The organism is Methylorubrum sp. GM97 (assembly GCF_024347855.1).
Lineage (GTDB): Bacteria > Pseudomonadota > Alphaproteobacteria > Rhizobiales > Beijerinckiaceae > Methylobacterium > Methylobacterium extorquens.
Genome location: NZ_AP025942.1, coordinates 3790792 through 3805763, shown reverse-complemented (window position 1 = coordinate 3805763; position 14972 = coordinate 3790792). Strand labels below are relative to the sequence as shown.

The 14972-nt window shown below is 62.5% G+C and carries 15 protein-coding genes; 10 read left to right on the top strand and 5 right to left on the bottom strand.

Annotated features, from left to right (window positions below; genetic code table 11):
* The first annotated feature begins 175 nt into the window (after nt 1-175).
* Both MSPGM_RS17670 and MSPGM_RS17665 read left to right on the top strand, forming a co-directional pair.
* The gene (locus MSPGM_RS17670; protein WP_261925738.1) at nt 176-658 is read left to right on the top strand and encodes a hypothetical protein; all 483 of its coding nucleotides are present in this window, start codon (nt 176-178) and stop codon (nt 656-658) included.
* A 453-nt stretch (nt 659-1111) separates the two neighbouring features.
* Nucleotides 1112-2485 carry a Hint domain-containing protein gene (locus MSPGM_RS17665; protein WP_261925737.1) on the top strand — a complete coding sequence of 458 codons (1374 nt, stop codon included), beginning with the start codon at nt 1112-1114 and terminating at the stop codon, nt 2483-2485.
* Between the two features lie 168 nt (nt 2486-2653).
* Here the strand turns inward: MSPGM_RS17665 and MSPGM_RS17660 are convergent, their stop codons facing one another.
* From MSPGM_RS17660 to MSPGM_RS25515, 4 genes are all read right to left on the bottom strand, one after another.
* On the bottom strand, nt 2654-2875 hold the full coding sequence (locus tag MSPGM_RS17660) for a hypothetical protein (protein WP_261925736.1): 222 nt from the start codon (nt 2873-2875) through the stop codon (nt 2654-2656).
* 102 nt (nt 2876-2977) lie between these two features.
* Nucleotides 2978-3124, bottom strand: a complete 147-nt coding sequence (locus MSPGM_RS17655; RefSeq protein ID WP_261925735.1) for a hypothetical protein — start codon at nt 3122-3124, stop codon at nt 2978-2980.
* A 275-nt stretch (nt 3125-3399) separates the two neighbouring features.
* Nucleotides 3400-3906 carry a hypothetical protein gene (locus tag MSPGM_RS17650; protein WP_261925734.1) on the bottom strand — a complete coding sequence of 169 codons (507 nt, stop codon included), beginning with the start codon at nt 3904-3906 and terminating at the stop codon, nt 3400-3402.
* A 746-nt stretch (nt 3907-4652) separates the two neighbouring features.
* Entirely contained in the window at nt 4653-4892 is a 240-nt protein-coding gene (locus MSPGM_RS25515) for a DUF6894 family protein (RefSeq protein WP_410007692.1), read from the bottom strand.
* Nucleotides 4893-5014: 122 nt separating this feature from the next.
* Here MSPGM_RS25515 and MSPGM_RS17645 point away from each other — a divergent pair, with 122 nt between their 5' ends.
* The 3 genes from MSPGM_RS17645 to MSPGM_RS17635 are packed head-to-tail and all read left to right on the top strand — an operon-like array spanning nt 5015 to nt 7052.
* Nucleotides 5015-5263, top strand: coding sequence for a hypothetical protein (locus MSPGM_RS17645; protein ID WP_261925733.1), 249 nt, complete (start codon nt 5015-5017; stop codon nt 5261-5263).
* Nucleotides 5260-5724, top strand: a complete 465-nt coding sequence (locus MSPGM_RS17640) for a LexA family protein (protein WP_261925732.1) — start codon at nt 5260-5262, stop codon at nt 5722-5724. Before MSPGM_RS17645 ends, MSPGM_RS17640 begins: the two co-directional genes overlap by 4 nt.
* Nucleotides 5721-7052, top strand: coding sequence for a Y-family DNA polymerase (locus MSPGM_RS17635; protein WP_261925731.1), 1332 nt, complete (start codon nt 5721-5723; stop codon nt 7050-7052). Before MSPGM_RS17640 ends, MSPGM_RS17635 begins: the two co-directional genes overlap by 4 nt.
* 506 nt (nt 7053-7558) lie before the next feature.
* On the opposite strand, the gene MSPGM_RS17630 is transcribed toward MSPGM_RS17635, so the two are convergent.
* Entirely contained in the window at nt 7559-8083 is a 525-nt protein-coding gene (locus MSPGM_RS17630; RefSeq protein WP_261925730.1) for a class I SAM-dependent methyltransferase, read from the bottom strand.
* A 210-nt stretch (nt 8084-8293) separates the two neighbouring features.
* Here MSPGM_RS17630 and MSPGM_RS17625 point away from each other — a divergent pair, with 210 nt between their 5' ends.
* The 5 genes from MSPGM_RS17625 to MSPGM_RS17605 all read left to right on the top strand — a co-directional run bounded on the left by MSPGM_RS17625 (nt 8294) and on the right by MSPGM_RS17605 (nt 14876).
* A complete protein-coding gene (locus MSPGM_RS17625) occupies nt 8294-9313 on the top strand; it encodes an IS481-like element ISMdi4 family transposase (protein ID WP_261925729.1) in 1020 nt (339 codons plus the stop codon).
* Nucleotides 9314-10234: 921 nt separating this feature from the next.
* Nucleotides 10235-11785 (top strand): sensor domain-containing diguanylate cyclase, encoded by a 1551-nt coding sequence (locus tag MSPGM_RS17620; RefSeq protein WP_261925728.1) that lies wholly within the window; start codon nt 10235-10237, stop codon nt 11783-11785.
* Nucleotides 11786-12241: 456 nt separating this feature from the next.
* Nucleotides 12242-13363, top strand: a complete 1122-nt coding sequence (locus tag MSPGM_RS17615) for an NAD(P)-dependent alcohol dehydrogenase (protein WP_012753348.1) — start codon at nt 12242-12244, stop codon at nt 13361-13363.
* 368 nt (nt 13364-13731) lie between these two features.
* Nucleotides 13732-14271 carry a TadE/TadG family type IV pilus assembly protein gene (locus MSPGM_RS17610; RefSeq protein WP_004446723.1) on the top strand — a complete coding sequence of 180 codons (540 nt, stop codon included), beginning with the start codon at nt 13732-13734 and terminating at the stop codon, nt 14269-14271.
* The gene (locus MSPGM_RS17605; protein WP_004446725.1) at nt 14268-14876 is read left to right on the top strand and encodes a TadE/TadG family type IV pilus assembly protein; all 609 of its coding nucleotides are present in this window, start codon (nt 14268-14270) and stop codon (nt 14874-14876) included. Before MSPGM_RS17610 ends, MSPGM_RS17605 begins: the two co-directional genes overlap by 4 nt.
* Nucleotides 14877-14972 lie beyond the last annotated feature (96 nt).

Below are 14972 nucleotides of genomic sequence, written 5' to 3'. Positions count from 1 at the left end.
TCCAGTACGCCGTAAGCCTCGGCTCTTGGGTGCGTTCGGCGGTGAAATGGGTCCGACGCGCCTTCTGGTGCTTTACGGTCGGGCTTGGTGCAGCCCTGACCGTCGGCGAAAACTTGCAAAAGCTGCCTGGGATGATCTCGGGCACTCTCTCCGCTCTCCGGGGGCTCTTTGGCGGATGATCACACGCGTTCTCAGCTGGGCCGGCCTGCTTCTCGTAGCGGGCGGCGGCGCGGTCCTCGGTGGCTGGATCACCAACAAGCAGGATCCGGTTCAATTCCTCAGCCGCAAGGTGCTGACGCCCGTGGTGCGCCCCGGCGACGACGTGAAGATCGAACTCGATAACTACCGCGTCCTGCGCTGCCCGCAGACCACGTACCGGATCATCAACAAGCCGGACGGGGAACGGAGCGTGCAGACCGACGACAAGCCGGCCGCCTTCGGCAAGCTCGGTCGCGACAAGTACATCGCCAGCGTGCCGACGCCGTCCTCGACGCCCTTCGGCAAGGCCACGATCTACAGCTACACGGTGCGGATGTGTAACCCATGGGAGTGGATGTTTCCGGTCCAATACGCCGAGCCCTGGCTCGACGAGTTCGAGTTCGGGCCAGAGACCCGACGCATCTCGCCCGAGCAGGCGAGGAACTCGCTCACGCGGTAGCCGCTATTGAGCGCACGTGGCCCTCGATCGGCGACCGGTGAGCGCAGGCAACCTCTGTAGCGGCGGGGCGCCGCGTTGATCGCTGATCGCTAGTACCCTTGATACTCTGCGCCCTTCCGCGTTCTGGCGCCGTACCTGTTCCTGCGTCTGAACTGACTTTTTGACCAGGATATAGGATTTCACATGGCCATGTTGATAATTATCCCACAATCAGTACCTCAGAATATCATCGAATAACAAATCAGGGGTACATCTCTTCACGTGAACACGTTGCAATAACGCCACATCCCGGACCAAATCACCCGCATTTTGATCAATTGCCGGAATTCGCCCCTCATATGTTGTTTGATCGCAGTCGCCATTGAACAAGCTTTCCTAGGCGGATCGCACGAAGACGTGCCTAGCCCGCCAGATGATGGGTCATAAACGCGATAGCGGAAAGTGGAGGCAGCCATGGCACTTCCGATCGTTTTCGATAATCAGAGTTACGCCATTAACTTCTTGTCTCAAGACAATGATGGCATTCAGAGCGGCATTTTCGAGAACGATGAAAACAATCCGCAGCCGTATAGCATCAATGGGACCGTCAGCGCTGTCGGAGATCCTGTCGTATTCACATCATCCAACGGAGTGGATCAGTTCACGGCCTATGCATCTAATCTAGATAGTCCAAATCAGATCGTTTTCACTCAAAACGCCGACGGAACTGGCATCGCATTCCTCGCTTCAAACACGCAGCTTGCAGTGGGAGCCACTGAGACATTTTCTGAAACAACCCTGGGTGATTACACACCTGTTTGCTTCGCGACCGGAACGCAGATCCGCACTGCCCGCGGTGAGGTGGCTGTCGAGAGCCTTCAAGTCGGCGATCAGGCAGTAACCGCCTCCGGCGCGCTCCGCCCCATCATCTGGATCGGCCATCGCACGCTCGACCTACGTCGACACGCCAATCAAGCTGCAGCTCAGCCCATTAAAATCGCCAAGGACGCTTTTGCTCCCGGACGCCCAGCGCGCGACCTCTTTGTTTCACCGGGCCACCCCATCTGCGTTGACGTGCTCGGCGAGGTGCTGATCCCTGCTCTGAGCCTCGTCAATGGTGCGACCGTGCAGCAGGCATCCGTTGAGAGTGTCACTTACTGGCACGTGGAGCTCGACAGCCACGACATCCTGCTGGCCGAGAACCTCCCGGCCGAGAGCTATCTCGATGCTAACGATCGCTCCTTCTTCCACGAGCGTGCCATGGCGCCATCGGTTGGGGGCGCCTCCGCGGGCCGCTGCCGACCCTTCTTCGCAGACGGGGCCCTGGTCGATGTGGTTCGTGAGCGTCTGTCCGATCGCGCCGAGCTGCTCGGCTGGCGTAAATCCAGCGACATGGACATCCACTTGACGATCGATGGTGTCCGGGCCGAGCCGGTCTGCGTCGATGGGCTTGTCCGTTTTCTCGTTCCCGCCGAGGCTGAAGATGTGCGGCTGATGTCGGCGTCGTTCCGGCCCTCCTGGGGACGCGACAAGGATGATCGCCGCTTGAGCATCGCTGTGTCGAGCATTCGGATAAGCGACGGCCTATTCCTGAATAGCGAGATTGCGCCTTCCGACGAGCGGCTTGCAGACGGGTTTCATGCGGTCGAGTCCAAGGACCAGTGGTCCTGGCGCTGGACGACGGGATGCGCACGGCTGCCGCGCGACCTCTGGGCGGATGCTTCCGGGGATGTCTTTCTCTCCGTAGCATTCAATCCGACTGCCTCGGAGCGCTGGATTGAGCCCGCAGATACCCGCCACGCCGAAGCATTTGAGGTGTCCGACAACGTCATACGGCTGACGGCCTAGCCACAGCCAAAGCAGGGCGCTGCCCTCATCCCAACTTGCCCCGCCCGGCTCAGCCGCGGCGGGGTTTTCTCGTTTCAGGCCGTCAGACCGCCCCCGTCAAGATCATCAACTCGGTCGGCTTATCAGACGGCGTCGCGGGCGCTTCTGGCCTTTGGGGCAGGTGGGCGTCTAGGGCACCTTTACGGAAAGTTGCTCAAGGATCCATTGGTCAGGTCCATTTGGCATCAGCCAGCTTCGTTCTACGCTGAGCGTTATAGCTCCGCTCAGCGCGGGAATTTCAACTTCGATCCTCGTAACTCCAATATGTGAGATCCAACCGAGCTGGATCCCAACGATCTGTTTGCCGGGATCCGCCAAAAAACGGACCTCAACTCTATCACCCTTCTTCATTTCTCTCTCCTGCTTGGCGCCGTGCGTTCGAAGAAAGTGGGGTGGATTTCACGACCGAACCGGCCGGCATCGCCGTCAGGGGCGACGCCGGCTCGGCAGCGGCTAGAAAGGCAGCGGAGTGATGCCACGGTAGCGCTTGCCGCGGACGATCTTGCTGACCGTGCCGGCGTTCACCTTGAAGTGCATCGAGGCGTGCTCCTGGCTCCAGCCGAGGATCTTGACCGCGTAGAGGATGTGGCGAGCGCGCATGCGCCCGCAGGGGTATTCAGCCATGACGGTACCTTTACCTTGAAGGGTCTGAGGGTGCCGTCCGCCTTGAAAGTTGCCCCAAGAGATGCACATAAGAGGGCGTGACGCCGTGCAACGTTGGGGCTTTCCGAGGCGGAAAGCGTTCGCGATGTGTGGTCCTGGCCGGGCTGGCTACCCCTCGCCACAAGGGGTAAGCCGGCTCGACTAGCTTCTCTCCCGGCTCGAACCTATGCCGGAGAGCACGCGTACAATTTATTCATCCTCACCAAACTGATTTAGTCGAAGACTGAGTTTGTGTAAGGCAGGATTTTGCCTTCGGCCATCACGGCGCGACCTTTGTCGGTCAAAATCCAACCGTATCCCTGATCTATGACTTCTCCGTCCTGCTTAAGACGACTTAGCTGGGGGCTAAAGCTCGTCCTTTGCAGTTTGTCCTCGAAATAGCGACGGTTGATCATCGCATGCAGGTCGTGGGAGCTGACCCCGTTGCGATTGGCGTCCAAGGTTAATCTCACCGCCTGCTTGATCGAAACATCTCCGAAGCTATAAAATCGAAAGAACGGCTCCTGAGTATCATTCCCTGGCCCGGCGAGTAGGGTCGTGTTCAATTTCAGTGTATTGGCGGCGTTCTGCAGGGCTTCAAACTCTGTGCCGGCCTCCTCCAGTTCTGCTTCGACCTCCGCCAACTGAGCTTCAAGCGCGCGCTTCCGCTCGTTGAGGCGGCTGATCCTCAGCTGAACTGTCGGCCAGCGCTGCCGGATAAAATCCCCTACGTCTGCCATCGATACACCCGCCCCCAATCCCCAAGACTCCCGAGGGCGAGTCTGAGATAGGCGTCCAGACTGCAGCCGACAAGGGTCAGGCTCCCATTCCCGAGTTTTTTTGTCGATCCTGCAGTCTGGGTGTGGTTATCGAGTCGTTAATGGACTCGGAAACCGAGTTCCCGTTTTGACGCGAGTCGAGGCGCTGGCGGAAAACGGGCGCCCTGTCAGTCATCCGTCAAGAATGGGGGATTATGCTAGCGACAGTGGCGCGAGGCCCCCTCAAGCGCGCGCACGCGAAAACCCTTTCCGGAAGAGCGAGCTGGACGCCGCGTCGGAAAGGGGAAGAATGTTCCAACGACGTCACCGGCCGGTGTGCCGAAACCAGCCCATTACCTCAACGCTTTTGGGTGAGGTTGCTGCATCATATCAGGATTTTTCGTTTCAAGCCCCATGCGCCGCCGCGAGCATCCGCTTCCGCACCTCGGCCTTGCGCTCGTCGTCGCTGGCGCCTGTCGCCATGGCATCGCGCCCGACAGCCTCGTAGATTTCCCGCAGGGTCGCCTCGTCCAGGCCGAGACCGCGGGCGAAGCCGAGAAGGCCAGTCCTACCGGAAGTCTCTAGGGAAGGAGGCTGCGAACCAAGCGACGGACTGCCAGCAGCCGTAAATCAGCAGGCAGATGAGCACGCCTCCGATTGCAACCCTCACCCCGACGGCGTCGTCTGGCTGCTCGGGCTTCTCCTCCATCGCGTCTTCCCTGAGAGATTCACCCACCTGCACGCACGTCCGCGAACGCACGCACCAGCACCCGCCGGCCACGGGCATCGTGAACATCGACTAGCCAGTCCGTCCAGTCCGTACCGGGCGCACCATTCATGAGTGCCTGCGCAATCCGGTCAGCTTGCGGTCCAAGCGCACGCGGTCGCGGCACCCATCGGCCGGTCAGATCGAAGACGGCATCACCGCCCCTGCCAACGCAGTGGAAGTGGTAACGCTTGACGGTCACTGCCTTTTTCGCTCCGCGTCCACAGCGCTCCCCATGCCTTTTTGGCGCTCTGCCGATCTGCGTTGAACCCAGCCTGCCCGTCTGGTTTGTTCCCGTTGTGTTCTAGTGGATTTGGAGCTGAGATGCACGCTGTCGTCGGGCGTCGGACGATGTTGCACGATGATCTGCCGGCTGCGGCAGATGCGCGACGTGCTGAGGCTGAGGAGATCGCGGAGGCTTACAGGAGCGCGCATCGCGGCGATGACCGGGCTGCCCTCATCGCGGCCATCGCTGATGCCCTGGCCGACCTCACGACTGCCAAGCAGCAAACGGAGGCGGTGCGGCGTCAAGTTTCCCACGGCTACGTGCGTGGCACGGCTGGTAAGGCATGAGCGCCGCCGGGCTCTACCGCATCGAGGAACTGATCCCAGACGGCGCCTCGACCGTGCGCGTGCCTGTGATGGGTCCGTCGCTGTGCGCGGGCTTCCCCTCGCCGGCCGACGACTTCGTCGAAAACGCCCTCGAGCTGCCGCGCTGGCTCGTGCCGAACCCATCGGCCACCTTCCTCTGGCGCATTTCCGGCGATTCGATGCGTGATGCCGGGATCTTCGACGGCGATCTCGCTTGCGTCGATCGCAGCCTCAAGCCTGCGCACGGCAGCGTCGTCGTGGCGGCCGTCGACGGCGAGATGTCGATCAAGCGCATGGTCGTCGAGGGCAACAGGGCGCACCTCTCCTTCGACAATGCCGACCTGCCCGTCTACGCCCTGGAGGAGCTGACCGAGGTCGAAGTCTGGGGCGTGGTGCGCTTCACCATCCGCTGGCATGTCGCCCGCGCTGGCCAAGGCCGATGAGTGGCGCCGAGGCGCGCTTACGCGATCGAATCGGCGGTGGCCGCGCCCTGGCGCTGATCGATGGCAACAGCTTCTACTGCTCCTGCGAAAGGGTCTTCGACGCCAAGCTCGCCCGCGTGCCGGTGATCGTGCTGAGCAATAACGATGGCTGCGCCATTGCCCGCACGCCCGAGGCCAAGGCGCTCGGGATCAAGATGGGCGACCCCTACTTCAAGATCCGCGGCCTCTGCGAGGCACAGGGCGTGCGCGTGTTCTCGTCGAATTACACCCTCTACGGAGACATGTCGGCGCGCATCAACGCGATCTACCGCGACGCCACGCCCGACATAGAGGTCTACTCGATCGACGAGAGCTTCCTCGACCTGACCGCCTTCGTGCGCCGCGACCGCGTCGCCCTGGCTCGGGACATCCGCGCTACCGTGCGGGCCTGGACCGGCATCCCAACCTGCGTCGGCATCGGCCCAACCAAGACGCTGGCCAAACTCGCCAACCACATCGCCAAGACGGTGCCCGAACTCGATGGCGTGTGCGACCTGACCGAGCCGGTCGCCTACGAGCACTGGCTCTGCCGCATCCATGTTGGCGAGCTGTGGGGCGTTGGCCGTGCCTCGCTGCCGAAACTCGAGGCGCTAGGCATCGATACGGTGGCGGACCTGCGGGACATCGATCCGCGCCCAGTGCGCAAGGCGCTGACGGTTGTCGGCGAGCGGATGATCCACGAGCTGCGCGGTGTGTCCTGCCTCGGGCTCGAACTCGTGCCGGCCCGGCGCAAGGGCTGCGCCGTGACGCGCTCGTTTTCCGGCCGGGTGACGGAACGGGCCGAACTGGAGCAGGCAGTTGCCGCCCACGCCACGCGGCTCGGTGAGAAGCTGCGGCGGGAAGGCCTCGGCACCGACCACATCACGGTCTTCTACCACACGAGCGAGCACGACCGCGGCGAGCCGATGCGCTCGGTCTCAACGGTGGTGACCCTGCCGGAGGCGACCAACGATACGCTAGCGCTGATTCCCGCGGCGCTGCACGGCGTCGCCCGCACCTGGCGCGAGCAGGGCAGCCCGCCCTGGCGCTACTCGAAGGCAGGCGTAGTGACAGTCGATCTCGTGCCACTGGCGGCCTCGCAGCGTGCGCTGATCGGCCGGCTCGACCGCGAGCGCTCCACGCGGCTCATGGGTGCGCTGGACGCCTGCAACGCCCGTTTCGGCCGCGGCAGCGTGGTGCCGGCGCGGGCCGGACTGACGCAGCAGCGGCGCACATGGACAACGAAGTTCGAGATGCGCACGCCGCGCTACACGACTCAGGTGGACGAGCTGCCGGTCGCGCACGCCTAATGGGTCGGTTCTAGACCCGATGGAGACATTCGCGGGACACGGTGCCGCTAGAGCCGTGCCCGAGCGGGTTGGGGCGGCTCGGGAGTTGGAACGTTGAAAGGCGAAGGAGGATACTGATGCCTTCACCTTTGTCCGTCGATCTACGCCAGCGTCTTGTCTCTGTCGTTACGGAAGGGGCGTTCTGTCATCAGGCTGAAGACGCGGGCGATACCGTATTGGTCCTCCTAACGGCCTGGGCCGTATTAATTACTACATCTGCGCTGCTCGGCCTACGAGCGGACGGGTCCCTCCTGGCTCCGACTGAGAGCGAAGGGGCGGGTCCCTTCGCTTCTCGTCTGCAGTTAGGTGAACACGAGGACCAACAATAAGCAGGATATGATCCAGACCGTGATCATTCTCCCGGTATCAAGCGGGCACAAGAAGCACAGTGTGGACCTGCAAATGAGCCCCTTAGCGATTGCACGTCATTATAGAATTGCTCTAAACAGATTTGTGTGGATATTACGTTAGATCCTGATATATTTTGCATTGAGGTGCCATGGCTCTGAGTCTTCACCTTCGCGAACCCTTTCCGTGAGCGCAAACCCTGACTGGCCCATCAGATTAGACAGATCCTCTAGATCATAGCCCCATCGATGCAGGTCAAATTCTTCTCCACCGAATGCTCCAGATCTCCACCCGTAAATACTGGCCAGAGCATGTTCTCTCTGGTTATGGAAGCAGCTATCAATAAGACCAAGGTACTGCTTGCAGTGAAATTCAAGATCGGGGCATATAATGTGCAGCACTCCGCGAGGCTTCAGAACTCTGTACCATTCGCTCAATGCCATTCGCACGTTTTTAGGATGTAGATGTTCAATCATATGGCGACTATAGATTTCATCAACAATCCCATCGTCAAATGCGCGCAAATCCCATGCCTCGGACACCATATCTGTAGCTGATGTCTCTCTAACGTCAATGTTCGTAAATCCGCTCCTCTTTTTGTCACCGCAACCAATGTGAAGCTTTATCTGAGCTGCCTGTTCCAAGATTATCTCCACAATACCCGGTTGGCGGCTCCGCACGTAGCCGATGTGGCCGGTTCCTGCTCCAACATTAAAGCAACCAAATTCGAAGGTCCAAGCGGTATTCCGCTAGCGCTAGCTTCAGCACTCGCGCGGACGGCACTTTAGAGCCTGGGCTAGATGTTCGGTCCCGTTGTGTGGTGATACAACTGATGCCGCATGGAGGGACGCGCTATGGGACAAGTTCTCCACGGCAGCGCCACGACGACTGAGACGGTCCGTCGGGCAATCCAAGCTCGTCAAGAGAGCGTGAGGGCCGCTGCCAAGCGCTACGGCATCAGCCCCACGACGGTGCAGAAGTGGCGCTCACGCCAGACCAGCACGGATGCACGGATGGGGCCGAAGGAGCCCCGCTCCAGCGTGCTCAGCCTGGAGGACGAGGCGGTCATCGTCGCCTTCCGGCGGCACACCCTGCTGCCGCTCGACGACTGCCTCTACGCGCTGCAGCCGAGCCTGCCGCATCTGACCCGCTCGTCACTCCACCGCTGCCTGCAGCGTCACGGCATCAGCCGCCTGCCGGATGTGGACGGCGACAAGCCGAAGCGGTCGCGCTTCAAGGCCTACCCGATCGGCTACTTTCACATCGACATCGCACAGGTCAGCACGGAACAGGGCAAGCTGCACCTGTTCGTGGCCATCGATCGCACGAGCAAGTTCGCATTCGTTCAACTGCACGGACGAGCAACTCAACGGATCGCGGCAGCCTTTCTACACGATCTGGTCGCCGCCGTGCCGTACACGATCCACACGGTACTGACGGATAATGGCATCCAGTTCACCGACAACCATCCGGTGGACGAGGAGGCCGAGGCTAAGGCGGCAGCTTATTGGGCCGAACGCGACGAGCCACGCATCTACCGCTGGCACTCGTTCGAGTGGGCCTGCGAGCAGACCAAGATCGAGCATCGCCTGACCAAGCCGCGCTGCCCGTGGACGAATGGCCAAGTCGAGCGGATGAACCGCACCATCAAGGACGCCACGGTCAAGCGCTACCATTACGCCAGCCACGACGAGCTCCGGATGCACCTGCAGCTGTTCGTGGATGCCTACAACTACGGCCGCCGACTCAAGACCCTGCGCGGCCTCACACCTTATGAGTTCATCTGCCAGACCTGGACGAAAGAGCCCGAACGCTTCAGGCTCGATCCGTCACACCACATGCCGGGACCGAACACACCCTTCTCCGGATCGTAAACCCGCCCCAGGAGCTGCCGGTCCTGATCCTCCGTGACCCACAGGCCGGGGCTATCGGCATCCGGGGTCACGTAACCAGCCACCTCTCTGCCGACCTTCACGACGAAGCCTTCCTCGCCGTTGGGCTCCATGGTGTGGTCTGGTGCGCTGTCGGGCATGGGGGCAGGTTAGCGCGGTGCGGGCAGTTCGGCGACTGGCGTCCTTGGGCTTTAAGCCTTCTGCGCCCGAGCCGGTACGATCGCGCTGAGCGTGCGCGAAGCAACTCGGCGCGTCATGCTCTCGGAACCACGTCTTCATCGTCCAGCCTCAGGGACCAAACCATGGCGCCCTGATCGTCCGTAAGCCAGGCGAGGTTGGTGTCGTCGGTGATCAGAAAGTCGCCGTCAGCAAGGGCAACAGCCACCGCGTCATAGGCACTCGGTGCAGTGATTGTCTGACCGGACGTGGCGTGATCCGTCACAAGCCCATTAGGCTCACGCCACCCGCGATGCAGCCGGTACGTTCCCATCTCGTGTTGTCTCGTGCCTCTCGGCTGATCCTCTTAGACATCTCTTAGCGGACGTTCAAAGACCGCCAAAGGGCTCGGCGTCCTGTTCGCGCAAGCCTTCTATACCTGTGCCAGCAGGATCGAGGTGGGCAGCGTTCCGCTCTGCATCGGCCTAGCGCGCTTTATCGTGGAGACCCGGGGTAGCGAACGGGTCGGCCTTCATGACGGCGGCCAAGCAGATCCTGTCCTCGTCTCCACGTGCCCGGCAAAATAGGTGAAATCTTGTTCAGCATCGTGATTGAACAAATAAGGGTGCTTTCGTAGTATCGAAGTCAGAAATTTACCAATTTATCAGAAATATCTACAGCCCAAGTCGCGCAGCTTAATCTGTCTCTCAGCCACTCGCAGCAAATTGCACCAGGGAGGCGCTGAGCATGGTGAGCCGGTCAGGTTTTCGGCGGCATCTATGGTGGACACGTTCGCCATGGCTGCTGGCCGCGCTGAACCTCCTGTGTGTTGTCGGTCTCTGCGCCGTCTCAGCTTTTATGCTTTGGGATATGCGCCGTGATGCCGAGCGCCGCGCGACCGCGGCGGCGCAGAGCCTGGTGCAGGTGCTCAGCCGCGATATTGCCCGCAACATCGGTATGTACGACCTCTCTCTGCGCGCGATCGTCGACGGCTGGCGCCTGCCAGCCGTCAGGAACGCCGATCCGGAGACGCGCCAGCTCATCCTATTCGACCGAGCCGCAAACGCTGAGAACTTCGGCCACACGCTCGTGTTCGACCGCTCCGGTACACTGATCATCAGCTCGAAGTCCCTCAACCCCGAGCCGCTAAGCTACGCGGACCGAGAGTACTTCCAGTATCATGCCACCCACAAGGACCTGGGCCTTCACGTCAGCGCACCGATTGTGTCACGCCTCACTGGCCGCTGGGCGCTGATCATCAGCCGCCGCCTGTCCAATCCAGACGGCTCCTTCGCCGGCGTGGTGCTCGGCTCAATCTATCTTGACTACTTCCGCCAGCTGTTTGCGGCCATCGATCCGGATCACGCTGGAACGGTAACGCTGTATGGGCCCGGCGGCACCATCGTCATGCGTGAGCCCTTCGACGAGCAACTGGTTGGGCGCAGCGTCTCGGCGACTGATAGCTACCAGCGCATGCTGCAAACCCGGCAGGGCGTATTTACAGGCCCGGCCATGATCGGCGAGGGCGCACGCACCTTCGCAGTCGCGCAGGTTGGCGAGTTGCCGCTGCAACTGAGTATCGCCCTCACAGCCGAGGATATCTACGCAGCTTGGTGGCAGAAGGCGTTGGTGCTCGCCGCTGTGGTTTTGAGCCTGTGCACCACCACCGTCGTGCTGACGACACTGTTCCGGCGCGAATTGACCCGACGCAAGGCTGCGCAGCGCGCAACTGCCGCGCTGAATGCCGAGCTGCAGCAGCTGGCCAGTACGGACGCGCTCACGGGGCTCGGCAACCGACGTCGGTTCGACGAGGTCTTGGAGCGGGAGTGTCTGCGGGCGACACGCACCGGCAAGGCCTTGTCACTGCTGATCTTGGACGCGGATCACTTCAAAGGCTTTAACGACCGCTATGGGCATCAGCAGGGTGACGAAGCGCTGAGGCTGATCGCTCGCTCGGCCCAAGGTTCAATCCACGCTTACTCGGACACGGCTTACCGCATTGGCGGCGAAGAGTTCGCGGTCATCCTGCCGGATACCGAGGAGCCGAGTGCTGAAGCGGTAGCTAACCGCATCCGGCAAGCGGTGCTCGTGCAGGCGGTGCCCCATGCCAGCAACCCACATGGCCTAGTTACGGTGAGCTGTGGGGTCGCTGTGACCTCGACAATTCGGAACTGCAGCCCGGTTACCCTGATCGCAGCAGCGGATGCAGCCCTCTACGAGGCCAAGCGACGAGGCCGTAACCAAGTTCGAACCATGGCAGCGGAGCGCCCATTGTCGGTCATCGACGGCGGTCGATAACTTTCGCCGATGGTGGGGTTCGGATCAGCCATGCCGCAGGTTAGCGTGGGCTCGACAGCACGGCGAGAGCGCGACCAACGTTTCGCCAACGAAACCGGCTCGCCGGGGGCTCAAAAACGCCCACAAACAAGGCCCGAAACCCCTGAAAACCCACCGCTTTCCCATAGAAGTAGCGCGCTCATAACGGTCTGGTTGCAGGTTCGAGTCCTGCCGGGCCCACCATACTCCTTCTTGCGCCGAACGTCTTTGCCAACACGCGCAGCAGCGCCCGAATCCGACAGCGCGCGGGCGATGATCCGCACCGGGTCGATCCGGCACCCTGCATCGACTGCCGGAGGCCGGCAGACGGGCGAAGGAATTGCCGGCGCGCACAATCAACCGTGGCGCGAAGACGATCGAACAACTTTCCGTCGTCTCGCGAGTTGAGGTTCGGGGGGCCCTGAATGGAGACAGGGCATGAACGGTCAGGCCGAAACCCGTATCACCGAGCGCAACCGAGCCCGCGCGGCGCGCATGAAGGCGGCGATCTTCGTCGAGCCGGGGCGCATCGTGCTGGATGAGAAGCCGGTCCCCGAGGTCGGGCCGCTCGATGCCCTCATCCGCATCACCACCACCACGATCTGCGGCACCGACATCCACATCCTCAAGGGCGAGTATCCGGTCGCGCGCGGCCTGACGATCGGCCACGAGCCGGTCGGGATCATCGAGCGGCTCGGCAGCGCGGTCCGGGGGTTCCAGGAGGGGCAGCGGGTGGTGGCCGGCGCGATCACGCCGTCCGGGCACAGCGCCGCCTGCCTCTGCGGCTGCCTCTCGCAGGACGGTCCGGACACGAAGTACGGCTTCAAGCCCATGGGCGGCTGGCGCTTCGGCAACACCATCGACGGTTCCCAGGCCGAATACCTCCTCGTGCCCGACGCCATGACGAACCTCGCCCCCGTTCCGGACGATCTGAGCGACGAGCAGGTTCTCATGTGTCCCGACATCATGTCGACGGGCTTCTCCGGGGCGGAGAGCGGGGGCGTGCGGATCGGTGACACGGTCGCGGTCTTCGCCCAGGGGCCGATCGGCCTCTGCGCCACGGCCGGGGCGCGGCTGATGGGGGCCACGCGGATCATCGCCGTGGAATGCGTGCCCGAGCGCCAGCAGGTCGCCCGCAGCATGGGCGCGGACGAGATCGTGGATTTCTCCAAGGAAGATCCGGTCGATGCGATCCTGCGGATCACCGACGGCCGGGGCGTCGATGTGGCGATCGAGGCGCTGGGGCGGCAATCGACCTTCGAGGCCGCCCTGCGCGTGCTGCGCCCGGGCGGAACGCTCGCCTCCCTCGGCGTCTATTCGGAGGATCTGCGCATCCCGCTCGGCCCCTTCGTGGCGGGGCTCGGCAACCACACCATCGTCACCACGCTCTGCCCCGGCGGGAAGGAGCGCATGCGCCGCCTGATGTCGGTCGTCGCCTCCGGCCGCATCGATGCCCGCGCGCTCGTCACGCACCGGTTCAGGCTGGAGGCGATCGAGGAGGCCTACGACCTCTTCGCGCACCAGCGCGACGGCGTCTTGAAGGTCGCGATCACGCCCTGATCCGCCGCTCCGGGCGGAGTGAGGGTGCGCAACTGCGAGACCGCGCGCCCTCACGCGGCTGACAGGCTCCTCAGGCCGTTTGACGGGCATTCTGACGGTGGGCTGGTTCCGCCTTGACCCGCTCCGGTAACGCCTCAAGCGGAATGACCTCTTAGCGTGTCTGACGTCGCAGTGGTTTGCGCAATCCTCCTGCCCGTATTCACCGAGCGTAAACGCGTCCCGTCCTATCATTGTCGGACGAGCGTAACCTCTGCCCAGAAGTTTCACGACGGTGTCGGGGCTGTACAGAGGCGGCGTCAGCGAAGACGAAGTGATTGAAACCCTCCCGCCCTGCCCCGCACAATCGAACCCACCAAGCGCCGGACACATTGAGGTCGCGGTTCATCACCGACGTGGGTGGGATCGCTGCGGTCGAGCTCTCGCTCGTGATCTTGCCGCTCTTCGTCCTGATGATGGTGATCGCGGAGGCTTCGCTCTTCGTGTTCGCCCAGCAGCAATTCGATCTCTCGGTTCAGCGGGCGGCACGCCTCCTCCGCACGGGGACGTTCCAAGAAGAAGCGACCGGCGCCGACCCGGCGCAGTCCCTGCGTGGTTTGCTCTGCGGCACCGGCATCCGGCTCTACCAATGCGATGAAATGCGGGTCGATCTCGTGCGCACCGCCACCTTCGCCATCAAGCAGATCGCGCCGGCCTACGATGTCGCCCGCGGCGACTGGGCCGCCGGGTTCGGTACGCAGTTCACCTGCCCGTCGGGCGGCGGCATCCACGTCCTGCGTGCCGCCGTGCCGATCTTGCGGCCCTTCAGCTTTCTCGACTTCACCGGTCAGCGCATGCCCGGCGGCAAGCAACTCCTCACGGCGACGGCTGTCTTCCGCACGGAGGATTATGCGGACAAGCCGTGTGCATGAAGCCGCGGAGGCAGCTCTGGACAGGACGGCGTGCGGCGGCGACCCTGCATGCGTTCGGTCGGGCCGAAGGCGGTGTGAGCGCCATCGAATTTGCCTTCATCGCGCCGATCCTCGTGATCCTGTTCATTGCAGCGATCGAGATTCCACGGGCGATCGCGACCAATAACCGTCTGGCCCAGGCCACGATCGCGATGGCCGACCTGGCCTCCAAGAACGATTACGCTGACATCAACGACGTGTTCGCGGCCGCTCAGGTCGTGGCCGCCCCCTACAGCTTGGCCGGCGCTGGCATCGTGCTGACCGCGGGCGGGGTCTATCAGGTGGGCAACGACTTCGTGGCCAGGGTCTGCTCCAGCGTCCAATCGGGGGACAAGGCGCGCATCGTCGGCTCGGATATCGGGCCGCCGCCGGCGGGGACGGCGTCGAAAGGCGACCGCTTCGTCATGGCCGAAACGCGGCTGTCCTACCGGCCGCTGTTTTCCTTCTTTCCGGTTCTCAACACCCTGACCTTCACGGGCAAGGCCGCCTGGCCGGTGCGCGAGGGGATCGCAACCAATGGACAGGCTGAAGTTGTCTTGCCGGGTGGAAAGCCATGTCCGCCTTGATCCGGACCGCATCATTCGATCGCGTTGCTCGGCCGATCGGCCCATCCCTCCTTCCGTGACGCTGAAGGAGAGGCTTCTCGTCGTGAAGGGTGCGTA

Coding starts and splice junctions, on each gene's coding strand:
- MSPGM_RS17605 (WP_004446725.1), top strand. CDS start 14,268: ATGAAGCCGCGGAGGCAGCTCTGGACAGGACGGCGTGCGGCGGCGACC.
- MSPGM_RS17615 (WP_012753348.1), top strand. CDS start 12,242: ATGAACGGTCAGGCCGAAACCCGTATCACCGAGCGCAACCGAGCCCGC.
- MSPGM_RS17665 (WP_261925737.1), top strand. CDS start 1,112: ATGGCACTTCCGATCGTTTTCGATAATCAGAGTTACGCCATTAACTTC.
- MSPGM_RS17640 (WP_261925732.1), top strand. CDS start 5,260: ATGAGCGCCGCCGGGCTCTACCGCATCGAGGAACTGATCCCAGACGGC.
- MSPGM_RS17650 (WP_261925734.1), bottom strand. CDS start 3,906: ATGGCAGACGTAGGGGATTTTATCCGGCAGCGCTGGCCGACAGTTCAG.
- MSPGM_RS17655 (WP_261925735.1), bottom strand. CDS start 3,124: ATGCGCGCTCGCCACATCCTCTACGCGGTCAAGATCCTCGGCTGGAGC.
- MSPGM_RS17645 (WP_261925733.1), top strand. CDS start 5,015: ATGCACGCTGTCGTCGGGCGTCGGACGATGTTGCACGATGATCTGCCG.
- MSPGM_RS17660 (WP_261925736.1), bottom strand. CDS start 2,875: ATGAAGAAGGGTGATAGAGTTGAGGTCCGTTTTTTGGCGGATCCCGGC.
- MSPGM_RS17635 (WP_261925731.1), top strand. CDS start 5,721: ATGAGTGGCGCCGAGGCGCGCTTACGCGATCGAATCGGCGGTGGCCGC.
- MSPGM_RS17625 (WP_261925729.1), top strand. CDS start 8,294: ATGGGACAAGTTCTCCACGGCAGCGCCACGACGACTGAGACGGTCCGT.
- MSPGM_RS17620 (WP_261925728.1), top strand. CDS start 10,235: ATGGTGAGCCGGTCAGGTTTTCGGCGGCATCTATGGTGGACACGTTCG.
- MSPGM_RS17670 (WP_261925738.1), top strand. CDS start 176: ATGATCACACGCGTTCTCAGCTGGGCCGGCCTGCTTCTCGTAGCGGGC.